The organism is Frankia sp. CeTa3Moorea, assembly GCF_978021225.1.
The window spans coordinates 1-4453 of record NZ_CDXDOR010000250.1 but is presented as its reverse complement, the minus strand read 5'-3'; the positions used below and the strand labels follow the sequence as shown (position 1 = coordinate 4453).

The following is a 4453-nucleotide window of genomic DNA, read 5'->3' as shown; positions in this document are numbered from 1 at the left end:
GGGGATGGGCCGAGGGCTGTATGCGCGGTTCCCGGTCTTCGCGGCTGCCTTTGACGAGGTCTGCGGGTTGTTGGACGAGCGGCTGGCGGGTGTGGTCGGTTTTTCGGTGCGTGAGGTGGTCTTCGAGCCGCGGAACGGGCTGTTGGACCAGACCGTCTTCGCGCAGGCAGGGCTGTTCGCCGTCGAGGTCGCTCTTACCCGGCTGCTGGGTTCGTGGGGTGTGAGACCCGATGCGGTGATGGGCCATTCGATCGGTGAGATCACGGCCGCGCACGTCGCGGGGGTGCTGTCGCTGGAGGATGCCTGCACGGTCGTGGCGGCGCGGGGCCGGCTGATGCAGGCGCTTGAACCCGGTGGGGCCATGGTCGCCGTGAACGCGACCGAGGGCGATGTCCAGCGCTGTCTCGGCGGCGGCGTCGACCTTGCCGCTGTCAACGGCCCGGACTCGGTCGTGCTGTCCGGGGACGAGGAACCTGTGTTGGCCGCGGCCGAACATCTGCGTGCGGAAGGCCGGAAGGTCAGGCGGCTGGCCGTTTCCCACGCGTTCCACTCCGCGCGGATGGAACCCATGATCGCCGACTTCGCCGCCGCCCTCGCGGACATCTCCTGGAGCCCGGCCAGGATCCCGGTCGTCTCCAACCTGACCGGCAGGATCGTCGCGGCCGACGAGCTGGCCTCGGCGGACTACTGGGCCGCCCACATCCGCCGCCCGGTGCGATTCCACGACGGCGTCCAGGCCTCCGGCGCCGAACTCTTCGTAGAAGTCGGCCCCGGCGCAGCCCTCTCCGGCCTCCTCGCCGAAACCGCATCCACCGTCCCGGTCCTGCGCGAAGGGCGACCCGAGACCGAAACCCTCCTGACCGCGGCCGGCGAGCTGTTCGTCCGCGGCGTGGACGTCGCCTGGACCGCCACCCTCCGGGACGGCAGCACCGGCGACGGCGTCGACCTGCCGACCTACGCCTTCGACCACGAGCACTACTGGCTGTCTCCTGTCACCTCCACCGACGCGGTCGCCCTTGGTCAGGCCGAGGCCGGCCACCCGCTGCTCGGCGCCGTCCTGCGGCTGCCCGAGAACGACGGCCTGGTCTTCACCTCCCTCCTGTCGCTGCGCACCCACCCCTGGCTCGCCGACCACGCCCTCCGCGGCGTCCCGGCGCTGCCCGCCGCCGGCCTGGTCGAACTGGCCGTCCGGGCCGGCGACGAGGCCGGCTGCGGTCGGCTGCGGGAACTGACCGTGGACCGGCCGCTCGCGGTGCCGGAACGCGGTGGCGTCCGGCTGCAGGTCACCGTCGGCGCGCCCGGCGCGGACGGTGCCCGGCCGTTGGCCGTGCATTCCAGCCCGGACGAGACCGACGACTGGACCCGTCATGCGACGGGCCTCCTGGACGACGCCGCCCCGGACCCCGCGGCCGGCGACCGGCCACCGGATCCGGCGGCCTGGCCGCCGCCCGGCGCCGAGGAGATCGAACCCGAGGCCGGCGCCCCGGCGCTCTGGCGGCGCGGCGAGGAACTCTTTGCCGAGGTTGAGCTGCCCGAGGACCAGCGTGACCACACCGGCCGCTACGGCATCCACCCGGCCCTGCTCGACGCCGCACTGCAGGCCGCCCGGCCCGGTGCCGACGGCGACGAGCACCCCGCCGGCTGGCGTGAGGTCACCCTCCACTCGTCCGGCGCCACCCGGCTGCGGGTCCGGTTCGCCCCCGCAGGGGACGGAGCGATCCGGCTGTCGGCCACCGACCCGGCCGGCGGCCCGGTGCTGACTGCGGCGGCGGTCACGTTCCGCCCGGTGGCCGCCGCGGAGGTCGCGGGCGCCGGCGAGGAGGACCTGTTCGAGGTCACCTGGTCGCCGGTCCCGTCCGTGGGGGCCGCCGGCCCGGCGCTGTCGGTCGCCCGCACCGCCGGCGACGTCGCCGAGCTGACCGCCCGGGCCGACCCCCCGGGCGTCGTCCTGCTCACCGCCGAGGCCGCCGACAGCGGCGCCGCCGGGGCCCTGGCCGCCGAGGTCCTCGCCGCCGTCCAGACGTGGTTGGCGGCGGCCCCGGAAACCGCCCGGCTCGTCGTCGCCACCCGCGGCGCCGTCCCGGCCGGCGGCGACGCGACCGTGACCGACCGCGCCGGAGCCGCCGTCTGGGGCCTGGTGCGGGCGGCGCAGGCCGAGCACCCGGACCGCCTCGTGCTGGTCGACGCCGATCCGGCCACCGACCCGCCGGCCGAACTACCTGGACTGGCGGAACTGGTCGGAGCGGCCCTGGCGGCTGGCGAGCCCCAGGTCGCCGTCCGCGCCGGCGCGCTGTTCGTCCCCCGACTGGCCCGGCTCGGCGCCCCCGGCCCGGCCACGGGTCCCGCCCTCGCCCCGGAGGGCACCGTGCTGGTCACCGGCGGCACGGGCACCCTCGGCGCCGCGATCGCCCGCCACCTCGTGGCCCGGCACGGCGTCCGGCACCTGGTCCTGGCGAGCCGCCGCGGCGCGGCCGCCACGGGTGCGCCCGAACTCCTGGCCGAGCTGACCGCCGCCGGCGCGAGCGTGTCGGCGGTCGTATGCGACGTCTCCGACCGGTCGGCTGTCGTCGACCTGCTGGCCGCCGTCCCGACGGAACACCCGCTGACCGCCGTCGTGCACGCCGCCCGGCTGTTCGACGGCGGCCTGGTCGGCGAGTACGACACCGAGCGGCTGAACCGGGTGTTCGCGCCCAGGGCCGTCGCCGCCGACCACCTCGACGACCTCACCCGGTCGCTCGACCTGAAGGCCTTCGTGCTAGCCGGCTCGGCGGCGTCGGTGTTCCTCGGAGCCGGCGCTGCCGGCTACGCCGGCGCGAACGCCTACCTGGACGCCGTCGCCGCACAGCTGCGGGCGGCCGGTAGGCCGGCCACGTCGCTGGCGTTCGGGCCTTGGGAGCAGGCCGGCCCGGTCGCCACGCCCGCGGGCCGGCGTGGCGGGGTGGTGCCGATCAGCCTGGCCGAGGGCATGGACCTGCTGGACGTCGCACTGCGGACCGGGCGCGCACTGGTCCTGCCGGTCCGGCTCGACTCACGGGCGCTGCGGGCCGAGGCGGCGCTGGGCGCCGGCGTGCCGCCCCTGCTGCGCGGGCTGGTCCGCAGCCGGCGGCCCACGGCCCGGACGGCCGCCGACGCGAGCGACGGCCTGGCAGCCCGGCTGGCCGGGCTGCCACCGGCCGAGCGCGCCCACCGGCTGCTCGAGCTCGTCCGCGCCCACGTGGCGCTCGTGCTCGGACACGCCGGCCCCGCCCAGGTGGCGCCCGACACCGCCTTCAAGGAGGCCGGTTTCGACTCGCTCACCTCGGTCGAGCTGCGTAACCGGCTGCGCGAGGCCACCGGTCTCAACCTGCCCGCAACCGCCGTCTTCGACCACCCCAGCCCGGTGGCGCTGGCCGCCCACCTCGGTGAGCGGCTCGATCCCGCGGCCGGCCCGGCGGTCCCGGGAGAGGCGTTGTTGTCCGATATCGGCCGGCTGGAGGCGGTGCTCGCCGCCGGGGCGCCGGACGCCTTGGTCCGGGCCCAGGTCGCCACCCGGTTGCAACGGCTGCTGGCGGACTGGGCGGCCGGCGCCACGCCGGACGACGCCGCGGTGGACGTCGAGGCGGCCTCCGACGACGAGCTGTTCGCGCTCATCGACACCGAGTTCGGGCAGTAGCCCGAGCATTGACCAGCGGATCCCAGGAGCAGACCTCCCATGGCTGATGAGAGCAAGCTGCGCGAGTACCTCAAGCGGGTGCTGGCCGACGCCCGCCGGTCGCAGCAGCGGGTCCGTGAGCTGGAGAGCGAGCAGTCAGAGCCGATCGCGATCGTCGGGATGGCGTGCCGGCTGCCCGGCGGGGTCGCCGGCCCGGACGACCTGTGGCGACTGGTCAGCGAGCGCGGCGACGGCGTGTCCGGGTTCCCGACCGACCGCGGCTGGGACCTGGACAGCCTGTTCGACACCGACACCGACACCGACACCGACCGGTCCGGCACGTCGTATGTCGACCAGGGCGGATTCCTCCACGAGGCGGCGCTGTTCGATGCCGCGTTCTTCGGCATCTCACCGCGCGAGGCCATCGCGATGGACCCGCAGCAGCGGCTGCTGCTCGAGACCTCGTGGGAGGCACTGGAGCACGCGGGGATCGACCCGACGTCGCTGAAGGGCGCCGAGGTCGGCGTGTACGCCGGCGTCATCCACGAGGGCTACGGCAGCGGCCCGGTGTCGCCGGAGCTGGAGGGCTTCACCGGGACCGGCTCCACCGGGAGCGTGGCGTCGGGCCGGGTGTCGTATGTGTTCGGGTTCGAGGGGCCTGCGGTCACGGTGGACACGGCCTGCTCGTCCTCGCTGGTGGCCATGCATCTGGCTGCCTCCGCGCTGCGCCGCGGGGAGTGCACGACCGCGCTGGCCGGCGGGGCCACCGTGATGGCCGGGCCGGGCATGTTCATGGAGTTCTCCCGGCAGCGGGCGCTTGCG

General features: G+C 75.6%; 2 protein-coding genes. Both read left to right on the top strand.

The features are described 5' to 3' along the window. Positions 1–3652: SDR family NAD(P)-dependent oxidoreductase (locus AC08OV_RS23710; protein ID WP_476620349.1), on the top strand; the 3652-nt coding region annotated here is incomplete at its 5' end. 39 nt (positions 3653–3691) lie between these two features. Further along, a partial coding sequence (locus AC08OV_RS23705) for a beta-ketoacyl synthase N-terminal-like domain-containing protein (protein ID WP_476620348.1) occupies positions 3692–4453 on the top strand: 762 nt, incomplete at its 3' end.